The organism is Advenella kashmirensis W13003 (genome assembly GCF_000506985.1).
GTDB classification, from domain to species: domain Bacteria; phylum Pseudomonadota; class Gammaproteobacteria; order Burkholderiales; family Burkholderiaceae_B; genus Advenella; species Advenella kashmirensis_A.
Genome location: NZ_KI650979.1, coordinates 924,005 through 940,192, shown reverse-complemented (window position 1 = coordinate 940,192; position 16,188 = coordinate 924,005). Strand labels below are relative to the sequence as shown.

The 16,188-nt window shown below is 55.4% G+C and carries 16 protein-coding genes; 13 read left to right on the top strand and 3 right to left on the bottom strand.

Annotated elements, in window-relative coordinates; genetic code table 11:
• The first annotated feature begins 133 nt into the window (after positions 1 to 133).
• From W822_RS28435 to W822_RS28390, 11 genes are all read left to right on the top strand, one after another.
• Positions 134 to 1,108, top strand: coding sequence for a TRAP transporter substrate-binding protein (locus W822_RS28435; RefSeq protein ID WP_024003948.1), 975 nt, complete (start codon positions 134 to 136; stop codon positions 1,106 to 1,108).
• Complete coding sequence (locus tag W822_RS28430) at positions 1,105 to 1,614, top strand: TRAP transporter small permease (protein ID WP_024003947.1); 510 nt, start codon at positions 1,105 to 1,107, stop codon at positions 1,612 to 1,614. Before W822_RS28435 ends, W822_RS28430 begins: the two co-directional genes overlap by 4 nt.
• A gap of 90 nt (positions 1,615 to 1,704) precedes the next feature.
• Positions 1,705 to 3,003 carry a TRAP transporter large permease gene (locus W822_RS28425; RefSeq protein ID WP_024003946.1) on the top strand — a complete coding sequence of 433 codons (1,299 nt, stop codon included), beginning with the start codon at positions 1,705 to 1,707 and terminating at the stop codon, positions 3,001 to 3,003.
• A 385-nt stretch (positions 3,004 to 3,388) separates the two neighbouring features.
• Positions 3,389 to 4,432 (top strand): type VI secretion system protein TssA, encoded by a 1,044-nt coding sequence (tssA, locus tag W822_RS0123235; protein WP_031242164.1) that lies wholly within the window; start codon positions 3,389 to 3,391, stop codon positions 4,430 to 4,432.
• Positions 4,433 to 4,514: 82 nt separating this feature from the next.
• Complete coding sequence (gene tssB / locus W822_RS28420) at positions 4,515 to 5,069, top strand: type VI secretion system contractile sheath small subunit (protein ID WP_024003945.1); 555 nt, start codon at positions 4,515 to 4,517, stop codon at positions 5,067 to 5,069.
• Between the two features lie 17 nt (positions 5,070 to 5,086).
• Positions 5,087 to 6,583, top strand: coding sequence for a type VI secretion system contractile sheath large subunit (tssC, locus tag W822_RS28415; RefSeq protein ID WP_024003944.1), 1,497 nt, complete (start codon positions 5,087 to 5,089; stop codon positions 6,581 to 6,583).
• A 184-nt stretch (positions 6,584 to 6,767) separates the two neighbouring features.
• On the top strand, positions 6,768 to 7,253 hold the full coding sequence (locus W822_RS28410) for an Hcp family type VI secretion system effector (RefSeq protein WP_024003943.1): 486 nt from the start codon (positions 6,768 to 6,770) through the stop codon (positions 7,251 to 7,253).
• 115 nt (positions 7,254 to 7,368) lie between these two features.
• Entirely contained in the window at positions 7,369 to 8,190 is an 822-nt protein-coding gene (locus tag W822_RS28405; RefSeq protein WP_024003942.1) for a type VI secretion system accessory protein TagJ, read from the top strand.
• A gap of 116 nt (positions 8,191 to 8,306) precedes the next feature.
• A complete protein-coding gene (gene tssE / locus W822_RS28400) occupies positions 8,307 to 8,819 on the top strand; it encodes a type VI secretion system baseplate subunit TssE (RefSeq protein WP_253272228.1) in 513 nt (170 codons plus the stop codon).
• The gene (gene tssF, locus W822_RS28395) at positions 8,819 to 10,744 is read left to right on the top strand and encodes a type VI secretion system baseplate subunit TssF (protein WP_024003940.1); all 1,926 of its coding nucleotides are present in this window, start codon (positions 8,819 to 8,821) and stop codon (positions 10,742 to 10,744) included. Before tssE ends, tssF begins: the two co-directional genes overlap by 1 nt.
• A gap of 41 nt (positions 10,745 to 10,785) precedes the next feature.
• Positions 10,786 to 11,436, top strand: coding sequence for a DUF3540 domain-containing protein (locus tag W822_RS28390; protein ID WP_024003939.1), 651 nt, complete (start codon positions 10,786 to 10,788; stop codon positions 11,434 to 11,436).
• 99 nt (positions 11,437 to 11,535) lie between these two features.
• Here the strand turns inward: W822_RS28390 and W822_RS28385 are convergent, their stop codons facing one another.
• The 3 genes from W822_RS28385 to W822_RS28375 all read right to left on the bottom strand — a co-directional run bounded on the left by W822_RS28385 (position 11,536) and on the right by W822_RS28375 (position 15,334).
• On the bottom strand, positions 11,536 to 13,101 hold the full coding sequence (locus tag W822_RS28385; RefSeq protein ID WP_024003938.1) for a DHA2 family efflux MFS transporter permease subunit: 1,566 nt from the start codon (positions 13,099 to 13,101) through the stop codon (positions 11,536 to 11,538).
• Entirely contained in the window at positions 13,094 to 14,473 is a 1,380-nt protein-coding gene (locus W822_RS28380; RefSeq protein ID WP_081724285.1) for an HlyD/EmrA/EmrK family protein, read from the bottom strand. Before W822_RS28380 ends, W822_RS28385 begins: the two co-directional genes overlap by 8 nt.
• Before the next feature lie 321 nt (positions 14,474 to 14,794).
• A complete protein-coding gene (locus tag W822_RS28375; protein WP_024003935.1) occupies positions 14,795 to 15,334 on the bottom strand; it encodes a DUF924 family protein in 540 nt (179 codons plus the stop codon).
• A gap of 109 nt (positions 15,335 to 15,443) precedes the next feature.
• On the opposite strand from W822_RS28375, the gene W822_RS28370 reads away from it, so the two are divergent.
• Both W822_RS28370 and W822_RS28365 read left to right on the top strand, forming a co-directional pair.
• The gene (locus tag W822_RS28370; RefSeq protein ID WP_024003934.1) at positions 15,444 to 15,632 is read left to right on the top strand and encodes a YqaE/Pmp3 family membrane protein; all 189 of its coding nucleotides are present in this window, start codon (positions 15,444 to 15,446) and stop codon (positions 15,630 to 15,632) included.
• Positions 15,633 to 15,685: 53 nt separating this feature from the next.
• On the top strand, positions 15,686 to 16,147 hold the full coding sequence (locus W822_RS28365; RefSeq protein ID WP_024003933.1) for a GyrI-like domain-containing protein: 462 nt from the start codon (positions 15,686 to 15,688) through the stop codon (positions 16,145 to 16,147).
• Positions 16,148 to 16,188 lie beyond the last annotated feature (41 nt).

The window sequence follows — 16,188 nt, the reverse complement described above, 5'->3', positions numbered from 1 at the left end:
TTATATTCTCTGCCCTATGACAGCCAAAGGGCTGATCAAACCCGAAATGCCTGTTTCTGTGGCGTCTGGCCCTGCCTACCCGGCGTTGCCAATGCCTGCAGCTTCGTAAACCTGATCTTTGAAGGATGCGTCAATGAAAACCAAAGCCCTGGTCCTGACCGCGCTTGCAACCGCTTTTTTCAGCCTGAATGCGTCAGCCGCCACACAATGGGATATGCCCACGGCGTACCCTGATTCCAATTTCCACACGGAAATCGCTATGAAGTTTGTCAAGGCGGTGTCCGATGCCACCAACGGCGAATTCAAGATAACCATCCATTCCAATGCATCCCTGTTCAAGGCACCGGAAATCAAACGGGCCGTGCAGGGCAATCAGGCCCAGGCAGGGGAAATCCTGCTCAGCAACTTCGCCAATGAAGACCCCATTTACGAACTGGATGGGCTGCCGTTTCTGGCAACCGGCTACGAGCAGGCCTGGAAACTGTATCAGGCGCAAAAACCCTACCTGGAAAAGAAACTGGAGTCGCAGGGCATGAAATTGCTGTATGCCGTGGCCTGGCCGCCGCAGGGCATCTACACCAACAAGACCCTTAACACGATTGCCGATATGAAGGGCCTGAAGTGGCGCGCATACAGTCCGGTCACCTCAAAAATCGCCCAGGAAGTCGGCGCCCATCCGGTCACCATCCAGCAGGCCGAATTATCACAGGCGCTGGCCACCGGTGTAGTGGACTCGTATATGTCATCCGGCTCTACCGGCTATGACACCAAGACCTATGAGTACCTGAAAAAACTGTATGATACCCAGGCCTGGCTGCCCAAAAATGCGGTGATTGTGAACAAAAGAGCGTTCGATGCGCTGGACGACAAAGAGCGCAAGGCGTTGCTTGATGCGTCTGCCGATGCCGAGAAAACCGGCTGGGCCCTGTCGCAGGAAAAAACCAAATGGTACAACGAGCAACTGGCCAAAAACGGCGTGGAAATTATTACGCCCTCCGCTGAGCTGGTTTCAGGACTGACCAAAATCGGTGAGAGCATGATTGCCGACTGGCAGAAGAAAGCCGGCGCCGACGGCGAAAAACTGCTTAACGACTATCGTTCAAAATGAGACGGCTGCTCGATTGCGTCTATGAGGGTGCAACCTGGCTTGCCGGGTTGTTCATGATCGGCATTTTGGTGTTCGTCCTGTGGTCCATCATCATTCGGCAGCTGGGTACCAACTTTCCGGGCCTGGACGCCTATGCCGGTTACTCCATGGCAGCAGCGGGTTTTCTGGCGCTGGCCGGTACGTTTCGCAAGAACGAGCACATCCGCGTCACGCTGATTCTCGCGGCACTCAAGCCACGCTCCCGTCACTACCTGAATCTGTTCACACTTGTGATTGCCATTATTCTGTCGGGGGCGCTGGCCTGGTTCAGCATCAAGCTCGTCATGGATTCCTACAGCTACCATGATTTGTCTACCGGCGAAGATGCAACCCCGTTGTGGATACCGCAACTGGGCATGGCTGCCGGGTGTCTGCTGTTCTGTGTGGCGATTGCCGACGAGTTTATCAGTTCGCTCAGAAAGGGCTACTCCGCAACCGAGGAAGAGCCTGTCTCCATGCAGACCTGAACCCGTGGCGGTGAAAACCCCGAGACCGTATCGCTGTCATCCGGCAGGGAGCCCACCCGCCAGGGCGCACTACTTTGCGAAGAAAACATTATGAACGAGTCACTTGTCATTATCGTCCTGCTGGTATCTATCTTCGGCTTTCTGGGCGCAGGAGTCTGGGTCGGGCTGACCCTGTCGGGTTGCGCCTGGCTCACCATGGCGCTGTTTTCCTCGCGTCCGGCGGGCGATGCCATGTCGCTCACCATCTGGGGTGCCGCCTCCAGCTGGACCCTGACGGCCCTGCCGCTGTTTTTGTGGATGGGTGAAATTCTGTTTCGCTCGCGCCTGTCCACCGACCTGTTCCGGGGCCTGGCGCCGTGGCTCAACCGGTTACCGGGCAAACTGCTGCATACCAATATTATCGGCTGCGCTATTTTTGCAGCCGTCTCGGGTTCGTCGGCCGCCACGTGCGCGACCATCGGCAAAATGACTATCCCCGAACTCAAGCGCCGTGGTTACCCCGATGACCAGGTACTGGGCACGCTCTCGGGTGCAGGCACGCTTGGGCTGCTGATTCCGCCGTCTATTATCATGATCGTCTACGGGGTCGCCGCCAACGTTTCGATTTCGCGCCTCTTCATCGCCGGCGTGGTGCCCGGTATTTTGCTGGCAGGCTTGTTCATGGGCTACATCATCGTGTGGTCTCTGCTTCATCCCAATGCCATTCCCAAAGAGCAGGACACCCTGACATTCGGCCAGAAACTGGCCGAGTCCCGCTATCTGATTCCGGTCGTGCTGCTGATCGTGGCCGTCCTGGGTTCCATTTATACCGGCATCGCCACCGCCACGGAGGCCGCTGCAGTCGGCGTGGTCGGAGCGCTCATTCTGTCTGTACTGCAGGGGTCCATGAGCTGGACGACTTTCAAGGAATCCCTGCTGGGTGCAACCAGAATGTACTGCATGATCGCGCTCATCCTGGCAGGGGCCCAGTTCCTGACGCTGGCCATGGGCTATATCGGGCTGCCGCGCGCCCTGGCCGAATGGATTGCCTCCCTGGGTTTGTCCCAGTTCGGGCTGGTACTGGCGCTCATGGTGTTCTTCATTATCCTTGGGTGCCTCCTGGACGGCATTTCAATGGTAGTACTCACGATCGGCGTGCTGCTGCCCACGGTGCAGGCCGCGGGCCTGGATCTGATCTGGTTCGGCATCTTTCTGATCTTTGTCATTGAAATGGCCCAGATTACGCCGCCGGTCGGCTTCAACCTGTTCGTGCTGTCAGGCATGACCAAAAAAGAGCTGACCTATATCGCCCGGGTATCCGTCCCCATGTTTGTGCTGATGATTGTCGGCGTGATGATTATTTACTGGGTGCCCGACCTGGTGTTGTGGTTGCCACAGAACGTTCGCTGATTCGCCTCGCAGCGCAATTGTTTTCCTGGTGTAAGGAGTGTGAGCGCATATTACGAATGTGCTCATTCTTGACGCAAAAAACGGGATCATCCGAAAAAATAATACGAAAACAAGCAAAATTACTTTGTGTATGAATGTAATAAATAGTTTTCAGATATATTTTGCTGAATCGATTTTCAATCAGCGGCTACTGTAGTACAGATAACTTTTGTAAGATTCTATCCGCCAGCTCCGCGTCCCGCTAGGGTTTTCACTACTCTCAAGTTGATTTTTAATGTGTAACGTGTAGCGAAATGCGCAAATTGCGCGAATAGCAATTGTCATTGCACCGACATTACAGTCGTCATATAGGTTTAATAATGCATGGTTAGGATAGCCGGGGTACATGAAAACATTTGAAGAATTGTTCTCTGCATTCAGCGAAGAAAACGGTGGTGAAAATCTGGAATACGATGCCGCGTTTCTGGCATTGCAACAGGCTGTCGTTGAAAAACCCGAGCAGCAGTTTGGCGATACGATCATAGATGCGCAGGCGCCGGACTGGAACCAGGTAGAAAAGCAGGCACTTGCGTTGTGTGAACGCACATGCGATCTGCGCGTTATTCACGCGCTGGCCTGGGCCTGGACGTCGCTGCACGGTATCGCTGGTTATGCAAACGGAGTCCGCCTGGCGGAAGAAGCCCTGCAGAAATGCTGGGTGGGTGTCTATCCGCAACTGGTCGAAGACGATTGGGAAGACCCGCTACCCCGCATCAATGCCCTGAACTCCCTGGCCGATATGCAGGGTGTCGGGCGCAGCGTGCGCAACGCCACTCTGCTGACCGGTGCCCACGGCCAACTGTCCTTGCGTGATGCCGAATCGGTCATGGAAGGTACACGCGCAGACCTGTTTCCGGGTGGTCGCGCCCGTCTGAACGAAACATTGAATCAGGCAGCGCTGACAGAAGCGGTCGAAATCACGGCCCTTGCCGGCGCAAACAAAAGCCTGCAGGGTATCGTGGGGGAGGTAACCGAAAAGCTCGGCTCTGAGTGGACGCCGTCTATCGCGCCCCTGCTGAGAAGTTTTGAATTAATTACGGGGGCGCTGGGTGTAACGGTGCCCGCCGCTGGTGACACTGCCGAACACGCGGTAACAGATGAAGCGGCGCACCAGGCCGGGGAGTCGGGGGGTGCGGCTGCGCCGGCTCGTCAGGCGCCCGCAGAAAGAACCGTGTCCTGGACAGACGTACAGATCAGGACACGTGACGAAGCCCTGGTCGCATTGGAAAAAGTCAGCAGTTATTTTGAGATTCATGAACCGAGCCATCCGGCGCCGTTCCTGATCCGGCGGGTTCAGCAGACCATTCCCCTGAATTTTCATGAAATGCTGAAAAATCTGACCCCCGGTAACGCCGAGCAGTTTGAAAGCTGGATGCCTCGCGAAGAGTAACCAGATAGTAAACAGATATAGATAAATATGATCCGCCGGTAGTACCGGCCAAGAGTTGGAGAATAAAAGAATGGCTACACGAATGTCGTCTCGCAGAAGCGGTCAGAAGTTTATTGCACGAAACCGTGCCCCGCGTGTGCAGATCGAATATGACGTCGAAATCTATGGTGCGGAAAGAACCATTCAGTTGCCATTTGTCATGGGCGTCATGGCTGATCTGGCGGGCAAATCCGAAGTGCCTCAGGCCGATATCAATGATCGCAAATTCCTGGAAGTGGACATCGACAATTTCGATGAACGCATGAAGGCCATCAAGCCGCGTGTCGCCTTTCAGGTGCCGAACACGCTGACGGGCGAAGGCGTGCTGAGCGTGGATATGAGTTTTGACAGTATCGACGATTTTTCACCTGCCCAGGTGGCTCGCAAGGTCGATGCGCTCAATGAACTGCTCGAAGCCCGCACGGAACTGGCCAATCTGCTGACCTACATGGACGGCAAGACCGGTGCCGAGGAATTGATCAGTAAAGTGCTGAAAAATCCCGCCTTGATGAAAACGCTGGCCGCCGCGCCGAACAAGGACGCATCTGCCGCACCGGCCGATGAATCCAAACCCGACGCAGACGATACCAGCAAGTAAGTAACAGGAAAAGCGAAATGAGCACGAGCGTACAGAAAGAAGCGGTACAACTGGAAGGACTGGCGTCCGATGGCCTGGCTTCACTACTGAAAAAAGAATTCAAACCCAAAACGGATCAGGCACGCGAAGCGGTTGAAAATGCGGTGCGCACGCTGGCCGAACAGGCGCTGGAAAATACGGTCACGATGTCGTCCGATGCCTATTCGACCATTCAGGCTATCATTGCGGAAATTGATCGCAAGCTGTCGGAACAAATCAATCTCATCATGCACCATGAAGAGTTCCAGAAACTCGAAGGCGCCTGGCGCGGCCTGCATTATCTGGTCAATAACTCGGAAACCGATGAGTTGCTCAAGATCCGGGTCATGTGCATTACCAAGAAAGAGCTGGGCCGTACCCTCAAGCGCTACAAGGGTGTAGGCTGGGATCAAAGCCCCATCTTCAAACGGGTATATGAAGAGGAATACGGTCAGTTCGGCGGCGAGCCTATCGGATGCATCGTAGGTGACTACCACTTCGATCACAGCCCGCCCGATGTCGAATTGCTGGGTGAAATGGCCCGTATTTCCGCTGCCGCCCATTGCCCCTTCATCTCTGGCGCTTCGCCTGAAGTCATGCAAATGGATTCCTGGCAGGAACTGGCCAACCCGCGCGACCTGACCAAAATCTTTACCAACTCCGAATACGCCGCCTGGCGCAGCCTGCGCGAGTCTGAAGACTCCCGCTATATCGGGCTTGCCATGCCACGCTTTCTGGCGCGCCTGCCATACGGATCGCGCACCAATCCGGTGGATGAATTCGATTTTGAAGAAGATACCGATGGCGCCACGCACGAGCGCTATACCTGGGCCAACTCGGCCTATGCCATGGCCTCCAACATCAACCGTTCTTTCAAAGAGTACGGCTGGTGTACTTCGATCCGCGGCGTCGAGTCGGGTGGCGCGGTAGAAGACCTGCCTTGCCATACCTTCCCCACAGACGATGGTGGCGTGGACATGAAATGTCCGACTGAAATCGCCATCAGCGACCGGCGCGAAGCCGAACTGGCCAAGAACGGTTTCATGCCGCTGGTGCATCGCAAGAATTCGGACTTTGCCGCCTTTATCGGTGCGCAGTCCTTGCAAAAGCCCCACGAATACAACGACCCTGACGCGACGGCCAACGCCCGTCTGTCAGCGCGCCTTCCTTATCTGTTCGCATGCTGCCGCTTTGCGCATTATCTCAAATGCATTGTGCGCGACAAAATCGGTTCGTTCCGCGAGCGCGATGATATGGAACGCTGGCTGAACGACTGGATCATGAATTATGTCGATGGTGATCCGGCCAACTCGTCGCAGGAAACCAAAGCACGCAAGCCACTGGCTGCTGCTGAAGTCCAGGTCACGGAAATAGAGGATAACCCAGGTTACTACGCAGCCAAGTTTTTCCTGCGTCCGCATTATCAGCTGGAAGGTCTGACCGTATCGTTGCGTCTGGTCTCCAAGTTACCCTCTCTGAAGCAAAACGATAACTGATTTTCAGAACAGGACTGACCCACCGGGGCAGTCAACGGTTGACCGGCTTATCGAAGCGATAGGCCGGGCATGAAAGAGGGGTCCGGCCGCACCGGAACCCTCTGCAGTAAGAAGTATGTGAAGCAATGACAGACCCATCGGGTCTGATCGCAAATCAAATTAATTAGCTCACTAGGAGAAAATTGTGGCTGTTGATATGTTTATGAAAATCGAAGGTGCAAACGGTGAATCCAAGGATTCAAATCACAAAGACTGGTCTGATATCCAGTCATTTGCCTGGGGTGCAACACAGCCCGGTTCTATGGCCACTGGTGGTGGCGGTGGTACAGGCAAGGCCAGCTTCAACGATTTGAACGTTGTTGCCCGCATCGACCGTGCTGCACCAGCCGTTATGAAACACTGCTCTACCGGTAAACACCTGGGCAAAGTTGAAGTATCTGTCTGCAAGGCCGGTGGTTCACAAGTGGAATACTCAAAAATCACGCTGGAAGACGTTCTGGTGACCTCTGTTCAATATACAGGCGCTCACGACGGTGATGCGATGATGGTCAGCTATGCATTCCAGGCTGCCAAAGTGAAACAGCAGTACTGGGAACAAACAGAGCAGGGCGGCAAAGGCGCTGAATCTGTTGTCGCATACGACGTCAAACAGAACAAAATCGTTGGTTAATCCGATTTAGTTGCTGTGACAGCAAGGGGATCTCCTTGTGAGGTTCCACTAGAGCTAACAGGTACGCCACCTTGGGTATTTGTTAGCTCGTTGCATTTTTTAATACGGAATGGATATGACAGGCATCATAAAGGCACTGGACGGCAAAAGCGTAGATGAACAGCTGGACCGGGTGAAGGCCGAAATAAGAAAAAAACCGGCCGACGCAGACCTGCGCGCCAGACTGTTCCAGCTGCTCGCCGTCAAAGGTCAGTGGGACAAGGCATTTGAGCAGTTAAAACTCAGTTCCGAAATGAACGCGCAGGCTCAACCTGTCGCGGTACTGTACACCGGCGCGATTACTGCAGAGCAGGAACGCGAGGCTGTTTTCCGTGGCGAAAAAACGCCAGCCGTTTTCGAGCAACCACCAGAGTGGATGGCCATGCTTCTGGAAGCGCTGCGCTCAGACGACGAAACCGCCCACGCGCTGCGCGAGCAAGCCCTGGAAGCGGCACCGACCCTGTCCGGAACGGTCGTGGTCAATGGCCAGGAAGAAGGGCAGGCCTTTGAATGGCTATGCGACGGCGATGGTCGCCTGGGGCCTATCTGTGAAGTGATTGCCAATGGCCGCTATGGCTGGGTGCCCATGGATATGATTCAGTCGTTGCGGCTGATTCCGCCTGAAGGCCTGACCGATCTGATCTGGGTACAGGCTGAAATCACCCTGGTCAGCGGCCGCTCGCAGATCGGCCTGATTCCTGCGCGTTACCCGGCACCGGCCAATAAACAGTATGCCGACCTGGACGACGCCAGCAATTTGTCGCGCCGCACCGATTGGCACGAAATTGCACAGGATATTTATATCGGCACCGGCCAGAAAATGTGGATGACCGACGCGGCCGAATATGCCCTGCTGGATGTGCGCAGTGTCACGTTTCATCACGGACAGCTGAACTGAACACTCAGGCGGTATGCGTAGAAAATATAAGAACAGCCGGGGCATAGAACCTGGTTGCAACTGGTGTGTCGTATATGGATAGAGAAGAGATATCAGGCAAACGAACGGCTTTTGGAATGCGCGAACGACGTGCAGCCAAGGATCGCCTGCAGCCTGCGCTGCTGGATCGCCTGACGGACAACGAACCGGCAAAAAAACAGGAAAGCCGCGACAGCGTCATGATCAGCTATGACACCTTGCGTTATGCCGTGCTGCGTGATTTGCGCTGGGTGCTGAACACGGTCAATATCGAAACGGTCGATGACCTTAGCGTCTTTCCGCAAGTACGCAGTTCAACCATCAATTTCGGCGTCGAAGCGCTGGCCGGCCGGCGCATGTCGGATATTGACTGGGTCGATATGGAGGCCTCCATCAAGACCGCCATTATCCATTTCGAGCCACGCATCCTGGCCGACTCGCTGGAGGTGGCCTGCGTCAGTGAAGTCACGTCGCTTGAGCACCACAACGTGCTTTCCCTGGAAATCCGCGGCAAGCTCTGGTGCAACCCCTATCCGCGCGAGTTTCTGTTTCGTACGGATATTGATCTGGAAAGCGGACACATGGATCTGCAGGAACAGGGAGCTGCCTGATGGAACCGCGTTTTCTTGATTATTACAATCGTGAACTTGCCTACATCCGGGAAATGGGCAAGGAGTTTGCAGACAATTACCCAAAGATCGCCGGCCGCCTGGGCATGAACGGCATCGAGGTCGCTGACCCGTATGTTGAGCGCCTGCTTGAAGGCTTCAGCTTTTTGACCGCGCGCATCCATATGAAGATGGATGCAGAGTTTCCGCAGTTCTCCCAGCGTCTGCTCGAAGTGGTCTATCCGAATTACCTGGCACCCACGCCGTCCATGGCCATCGCGCAAATTACACCAAGCATGAACGAAGGCAGTCTGGCCAAAGGTTTTGTCCTGCCCAAAGGCACGATCATGCGCGGCAAGACCCCCAAAACCGAACCCACGGCCTGTGATTTTGCCACGGGTCACAAGGTGACATTATGGCCGCTGGAAGTGACCTCGGCCGAGCTTTCAGGCGTGCCTCCAGACCTGCCGCTGAAGCGGATGAACCTGAACAATCGCAACCAGCCGGTGCGCAGTTCGCTGCGGATCCGGCTGGAAATCAAGGGCGGCGTCAAACTGCATGACTTCAAACTGGATCAGCTGGTCTTTCATCTGAACGGCCAGGACATCCATATGCAGCGGCTGCTGGAGCTGGTCATGGGACACACGATCACGGTGCTGTGTCACGATGTCGATAAGCCGGTCAGCTGGGTAAACCGCATCAACGTCAATGACGTTCGTCATGAAGGATTCGAGGCCGATCAGGCACTGCTGCCCGCGGAGTCGCGGATCTTCCAGGGCTATCGCATCATCCAGGAATATTTCGCCTTCCCGGCGCGCTTTATGTTTTTCAGCGTCAACAACATGCAGAAGGCGCTGAAACTGCCGCCCGATGTGGCCGAACGCAGCAAAAATGCACCGCCCGGCAAAGAGATGCGCGCCTTCGAACTCACTTTTCTGTTCGACAAGGACATGCCCGAACTGGAGGGCAACGTCACGGCAGAGAACCTGGCCCTGCATTGCACGCCCGTTATCAATCTGTTTCCCAAAAACGCCGATCGAATCAATATCGCGCCCAATATCCACGAATACCATCTGGTCGTCGATCGCGTACGCCCGCTGGATTACGAGGTCTATAACGCCGGGCGTATCATGGGCTTTTCCAATGATAGCGCGCAGTCCGAGAAAGAGTTCAGACCCTTTTTCGGCTCGTTGGGCAGCGATACCGACGACTATGGTGCCTATTACTCTTTACGGCGCGAACCTCGCCTGATGTCCGATATCGCGTCGCGCAATGGCGCGCGTACAGGTTATATCGGCAGCGAAGTGTTTATTTCACTTGTGGACAAGCACCAGGCTCCATTCTCGGAAGACCTGCGTCACCTGAGCCTGAATGTGCTGTGCACCAATCGTGATCTGCCCATGCTGATGCCGGTGGGCCAGCAGGATGACCTGATGCTGCGCATCTCGGCTCCCATCGGCGGCATCCGGGTTCTGCGCGGCCCGTCCCGGCCTCGTCCCGCACTGGCTCAGGGCGCCTATGCCTGGCACCTGATCAGCCATCTTGGGCTCAATTATCTGAGCCTGATTGATTTGGATACAGAAAAAGGCGCACAAACCCTGCGCGAGATGTTAAAAATATATGCAAATATCGCCGATCCGGCGATCGCCCGGCAAATCAATGGCGTGCGGCATGTCCGGGTCGAACCGGTGCATCACCGTCTGCCGGTACCCGGTCCCATTGTTTTCGGGCGGGGGGCGCGTATTCATCTGGAAGTGGATGAAGGGGCCTTTTCCGGAGTGAGTCCGTATTTATTTGGCGCCGTGCTCGAGCAGTTCTTTGCCCGTCACGTCTCTATCAACATGATGTCCGAGCTCGTGCTCTCTACTCTGCAGCATGGCGAGCTGGCGCGCTGGAAGCCCCGCATGGGCGCCCGGCCCGCCGTCTGAACGCTGCTGTATGTTGTCGACCAACTGTCAAAGGAAACCACATGTCTTCAGTTGCCCAGCCCAAAACCTATCCCGTTTATGATCCGGTTCATCTGATCGGCACGGTCAAAGAACAGCAGGAGCAGCAATTTGTTGTCGAGTGCGATGGTCATGAATGGGTCTGCCGCCTGGCCGCAAGCTGCCTGCTGCAGCCGCAGGTAAACGATACCGTGCTCATCAGCGGTCCGGAACGCGAACGTGTCTACCTCATCGCCGTCATCGAACAGGCCGAGCAGAACCAGTCAACGGTTAGCGTGCCGGGCGAACTCAATATCTCGGCCCAATCGGTTCATATCCGCAGCCAGGCGGACATGCAGCTGCATGGCGGCACCGCGCTGGAGATGAAAACGGCCCAGCTGAAAATGAGCGCCGAAAAAGGCCAATGTGTTGTGGATGAAATGCAATATGTCGGACGTGAAGTCAAATCCACCGTCGGCATGGTGCGCCTGATCGGCAAGGTCTACGAGTCCATCATGGATCGCCTGTCCTTCATGAGCCGCACGTCCTTCAAAATGACCGAAGAAGTCGAACACCTGCGCGCCGGCACCATTGACTACCAGGCCGAACAATCAGCGCGCCTGCACTCCAAATACACCATGGTCACGGCCAAGGACCTGGTCAAGGTGGATGGCAAACAGATTCATATGGGATAGACAGGGTATTGCATCTTCAATGAAGATTGTAATAAATAGCAAAAAGCGACCGTAAGGTCGCTTTTGCGCATAATGGGAATGCACGACAGATCGTGCCTGCTAATGTCCCCCAGATGGTGGCGCCCCCGGCTTGGCCATGAACGGCGGCCGGGTCAGCCACACCAGTCCTACCAGCAACACAAACAGCCATCCCAGGCCCCAGAAAACCTCGTTGAACGAGATCTGCAGGGCCTGCTGATTAATCAGATTGTTGATATTGTAGGCGGCAATTTCCGTCGTATCGCCGTATTGTTTGAGCGCTTCCACGGCGGTGGGATTATAGATATTGATATTTTCACTCAACTGCGCATGGTGAATGACCGTGCGATGGTCCCATAAAAACGTCGTAATCGATGCAGAAAAACTGCCTCCCAGCACCCGCAGGAACGCCGCCAGGCCAGACCCGGCGGCAATCTCGTCAGAGCGTAGATCGGACAGCAGAATCGTCAGCACCGGCATGAAGAAGAAAGCCACACCCAGTCCGAGCACCAGCTGCGTCATGGCGATATGCATGTAATCCAGGTCTGTCGTAAAATCAGAACGCCAGAACGACGTGAACGACATCACCACGAACGACAGCGACGCCAGTATCCGCAGATCAACACGATTGGCATATTTGCCTACAATCGGCGCCAGAAACACCGGCAGAATGCCGATAGGCGCAGACACAATGCCCGACCACATCGAGTCATAATTCAGCGTGCGCTGCAGCCACAAGGGAATCAGCAGCCCAATGGCAAAGAAGGCGGAATAGCCGAAAATCAGTGCGATCGTACCAAAAGCAAAATTGCGATGCCGGAACAGCGTCAGATTCACGATCGGATCCGGATGGGTCAGCTCCCAGATCAGAAAGGCAATCGTGCCGATCACGGCCACAATGGTCAACACCACGATAAAGCTTGATCCGAACCAGTCTTTTTCATTGCCCAGGTCCAGCACTACTTGCAGCGAACCTACGGCTATGATCAGCAGGATCAGGCCCATATAATCCACGCCAGACTTGACCGTCGTGACAGGACGTGCTCGCATCTGCACAAACACAATGAAACTGGCCAGCAACCCGACCGGAATATTGATAAAGAAAATCCATTCCCAGGAGTAGCTGCTGGTAATCCACCCGCCCAGGATCGGACCGGCAACCGGCGCGACCACCGTTACCATGGCCAGAATCGCCAACGCCATGCCGCGCCGGGCAGCGGGATAAATGGAAATCAGCAGACTCTGGGTAATGGGGTACATGGGACCGGCCACCGCACCCTGCAGCGCCCGGAAAATAATCAGTTCCGTCATATTCGATGATATGCCGCAAAGAAACGACGTAATCACGAACAGCACGGTGCAGATATTGAAAAGACGCACTTCACCGAATCGGCGGCTCAGAAAGCCCGTGAGCGGCAGGGTAATCGCGTTGCTGACAGCAAAGGACGTAATAATCCAGGTACTCTGGGACGAGCTGACCCCCAGGTTACCGGCAATGGTCGGCAGCGATACGTTGGCAATGGTGGTGTCCAGCACCTGCATAAAAGTCGCCAGACACAGACCCAGCGTCGTCAGCCACAGGCTGGCGGGAGCAAACGGCTGTGCCGGCGTCCCTGGAGGGCCGGCCTTGGCTTTCTCGTTACTCATTTGCTTTGCTATCGGGGTCCGTCGGGGCCTTGTTCACGTTGTCCGTTTCGTCGGCAGCCAGGTTTTGCTGCACGATATCGGCAATCAGTTTGTCGGCCTCGGCCACCTGCTGATCGTAAATTGTTGTCAACAGTTTGCTGTTGGGATTGACCCCCTGGGCCAGTACGGGACCATCCGTATTATGCAGATCGGTTTCAACAAACATGGACATGCCGATGCGCAGCGGGTGCTTCTGCAGTTGCTCCGGTTTGGAAAACTCCACCCGAACCGGGATCCGCTGCACAATTTTGATCCAGTTGCCGGTGGCATTCTGGGCGGGCAGCAGGGCAAAAGCGCTGCCTGTGCCGATCCCCAGGCTGGTAATGACGCCGTCATACACCACATCGTCGCCATACAAATCAGATGTAATCGCCACGGGCTGTCCGATACGCATGTCCTTGAGCTGGGTTTCCTTGAAATTGGCATAGATCCAGACATTGTTCAACGGCACCACGGCCATCATGGCGCTGCCGGCAGCGACGCGCTGACCCACCTGCGCGGCGCGCTTGGCCACGTAGCCATCTGCCGGTGCGGTAATGGTGCTGCGTACAAACGTCAGATAGGCGGCTTTCAGCTTGGATTCGGCCACCAGAATATCGGGATGCTGATTGATCAGGGTACCCGACACCAGCGCATTGCTGACCTCGGCGGTCTGTTGCGACGCCGTGAACTGGCTGCGCGTCGCTTCAAGCTGGCTGAGCGCCGCCTGATACTGGCTTTGCGCCTGCTGCAATACGTCTTTTGAGTGGGCGCTTTCTTCCTGGGAAATCGCACCGGATTTCACCAGCTTCTGTCTGCGTCCGTAATCGGCGCGCGCCTGGTCAAGTGCGGTTTTGGCACCCCTGACGGCCGATTCCTGCGCCTGCACCATCGCCTGCTGTGCGCCCGACGTGGCCTTGGCGCCGCTGGCCTGGCTGTACAGGCTGCGTACTTCGCGTACCGTCTTGGCCAGGGATGCCTTGGCTTCGTTCAGTGCTACTTCCGCCTCGGTCGGATCCAGGCGGATCAACGTATCGCCGGCATGCACAAAATCGCCATCATCAGCAAAAATGCCCACGACCGTACCGCCCACCTGGGGCGTAATCTGAATAATATTGCCTTGCACATACGCATCGTCGGTACTCTCGTACCAGCGACCGTTCAGGTAATACATCACACCTGCAATAACAGCGACAACCACAACAACCAGAAACAGCAGTTTGAACAGTTTGCCGCGTTTGCCGTTGGCGGCAGGTTTTTTGGGCTGCTTGCCTTTTGACGTTGCGACGGGAGAAACGGGAGCAGCAGACGGCGCGTCGGGAGCGGCGGCCGGTGTATTTGAATTGGAACTCATGGAAGATAAACCGTGAAGATCAGCCAAAGAATAGGGGACAGGCGGGAACGTAAATCCCGCCCGCTGCCAGCAAACGCTGGTATTTCAATATCTATTTATTGGATATGCAATAATTGCTTGGTCAAACAATAATAATCACACGGCAAATCAAGGTCAAATCTTTTCTTGAAAAGAACCCCTGGAATGTCCCGAATCCGTTGCGGAATGTCGGAATTTTCAGTCAGCAGTCAGGCTGGGGTGGGCTTGCGCGTGGTGGCAGTGCGCGCCGGCCAGGGGCCACAGGCCATAACCTGTGCCAGCGCCAGCCGACCGGCAGATGCGTCAGAACGATGAACCTGGCTCTTTCAGGAAGGCCAATTCTTCCGGGGTAGACTCGCGGCCCAGAATCTCATTGCGATGCGGATAACGCCCGAACGCATCAATAATGGCCTTGTGCTTGAGTTCAAATTGGTACGATTCCGTAGACCCATATTTGCGGAACAGACACTCGGCTGCCTGGTGAATCACCGTCGATTCCGAATGCATCATGGGCATCAGCAGAAAATTGTTCTCCTGCTGCGTCAGCTCGGCAAATTCAGACGTACGCGAGGCCTCTTGGGACAGCACCAGCGCCATGGAGTCCTGCGCAAAAGCGACGGGCGTGCCGCGTCCGATATTGCGCGAGAACTGATCAAGCACAATAATCTCGGCAAGGCGACCCCGTATTGTGCCACGCCAGCCACTGAGTTCGGCGCGCGCCGCCTGCTGCCACACCTCAGTGAAGCGCTCGCGGATCGTTGCGTCAAACTGGGAATCGTTGACAAACCAGTTTTCGGGGGGCGTTTGCTCAAACCAGAAGTCCAGAATATCCTGTGGTGACATGTGCGATCCTTTTTTCCATATAATAAACAGCCTTGATATTACGTGATTTGGCACCATCTGCCATCATGAATCGCCCCCATAGTAACTGCATCGTATTACGGAATTTCTAATGAGACTCTTACTGGCTATTTTTCTGCCCTTTGTCGTCTTTTTCACGATCGGCCGCCCCATCGCCGGCATCATCTGCCTCATCTTGCAAATCACCCTGATCGGCTGGCTGCCCGCTGCGCTATGGGCCGTCTATGCACTGAGCCAGTACAATACCGACAAGAAAATCGCCGCGTCGCGACAGGTATAAACTGAAACCCCATTCTGCCCCGCAGATGTTGCAGGGCATTGCAAAAGGCGCCCATGCAAACCATCCACCTGCCTTCGTTTCAGATCTTCGGTCTCCAGACCCGCACCTGTAACGCAGACGAACAGACACTGAAGACCGCCCGGCTGCCCCTGCTGTGGCATGACGTGCATACGGAACTGGTGCCCGAACTGCCGCCCGAGGCGGCTGTCTACGGCGTGTATGCCGGATACGAGTCGGATCAGGACGGTGCCTACACAGTGACTGCAGGTGCCGACCAGAAACCGGAAAAATGCACCCTTGACCTGGTCGAAGTCACGGTGCCGGAGGGTAATTATCTGGTCTTTACCGCCAAGGGGAAAATGCCCGAAACAGTCATCCGTGTGTGGCTGGATATCTGGGATTATTTCAAGCGTGATGATACGCAGTTTGCGCGCGCCTACACCTGCGACTTCGAGGTATACAGGGGGCGCGTCGAGACGGCGATCGAAGTGGCTGTGCATATCGCCGTCAAATAAGTTCAGCATGTTGCAGATACATTACACATTCCCCGTCAATT